At 59.2% G+C, this 1,432-nt stretch carries 1 protein-coding gene; it reads left to right on the forward strand.

Features of this window, described 5'->3' with window-relative positions:
- The first annotated feature begins 63 nt into the window (after positions 1 to 63).
- Positions 64 to 1,251, forward strand: a complete 1,188-nt coding sequence (locus PY650_RS36395; RefSeq protein ID WP_285884937.1) for an IS701 family transposase — start codon at positions 64 to 66, stop codon at positions 1,249 to 1,251.
- Positions 1,252 to 1,432: the final 181 nt, after the last annotated feature.

Here is a 1,432-nt window from a genome sequence, read left to right on the forward strand (position 1 = left end):
TACTACAGTTGCGTTTCGTTTGAAATCATGATTCACTTCCTGCATTTGACAGGAGGGAATTCAATGTCGGTTGCGGGTTGGTCTGGATCAGTGCTGGCGTGGCAGCACGAGCTCGATGCATTGAAGGAGCGGCTAGGCCCGGTGTTTGGTCGCCGAGAACTGCGTGCGTCGGCGAGTGCCTTTCTGGATGGTTTGTTGTCGGGAGTAGAGCGCAAGACTGGCTGGCTGATGGCTGAACAGGCGGGACTGGAGCGCCCTTATCGGATGCAATCGCTGCTGGGGCGCAGCCAGTGGGATGCCGATACGTTGCGCGATACGGTTCGCACTTATGCAATCGAGGCGCTCGGTGATGCGGACGGCGTTCTTGTGGTCGATGAGACCGGGTTCCTAAAGAAGGGAGCGCATTCGGTCGGTGTCGCGCGACAATATTCCGGCACGGCCGGCCGAATCGAGAACTGTCAGGTCGGCGTTTTCCTTGCCTATGCAAGCCGCTACGGTCAGACTTTGATCGATCGGCAGCTCTATCTGCCGAAGGAGTGGGCTGAAGACGAAGCGCGCCGTGCTTCTGCCCACATCCCGCAGAAGCAGGTCTTCGCGACCAAGCCGACCATTGCAGCCAAGCTCATTGCAGATGCTCTCGATGCAGGCACGCCCTGCGCGTGGGTATTGGCCGATGCGCTTTATGGTTCGGATTCCAAGCTGCGCCGGATGCTGGAAAGCCGCGGCCAGCCTTATGTTCTGGCGGTTCGCTCTAATCATTGCCTTCGCTTTGTTCGTGAGCAACGCTTCGAGCAAACCGATCCGGAAACGATGGCTGCGGAATTAGAGGCGGAAGCTTGGTCAAGCCATGCGGCCGGCGAAGGCGCCAAGGGCCTCCGGCTCTATGATTGGGCCCGTATTTCTCTAAGCTCTCGTCCAGATGCGCAATGGGAGCGCTGGCTTCTGATCCGGCGCAGTCGGCGCGAGCCCGATGCGCGCGCCTATTATTTTGTCTTTGCGCCTGCCGGCACCGAACTGAGCGAGCTGGCTGGCGCTGCCGGGCTGCGTTGGACAGTAGAAGAATGCTTTCAGCGTGCCAAGGACGACCTCGGCCTGGATCATTGCGAAGCGCGCTCCTGGCATGCCTGGAACCGACACATGACACTCGTCATGGCAGCCGCAGCCTTCCTCGCCAGGCTCGGCGCCGATCTACGCCGTACCGCTGCTGGCAAACCGAACGAAACGAGTCCAAACCCGCCAATCGCCGCCTGACCAATGCGCTGGCGTTCGTGCCCAGCGTCGCAGAGATCCGCTACCTGATCACACGTCTCCTACTGCCGCCGCCGATCAGAGTTCGTTTTATCTTCGCATGGTCACTCTGGCGGCGCATGCATCAAGCGTCTGCAATGATCGCTCACTATAAATCAAGAGATCAAACGCAACTGTAGTACTA

Origin of the sequence: Martinezella calliandrae (assembly GCF_030272695.1) — a bacterium.
GTDB classification, from domain to species: domain Bacteria; phylum Pseudomonadota; class Alphaproteobacteria; order Rhizobiales; family Rhizobiaceae; genus Rhizobium; species Rhizobium calliandrae.

Bases quoted from the DNA above. Each gene is read 5' to 3' on its own strand.
- PY650_RS36395 (WP_285884937.1), top strand. From the start codon at position 64: ATGTCGGTTGCGGGTTGGTCTGGATCAGTGCTGGCGTGGCAGCACGAG.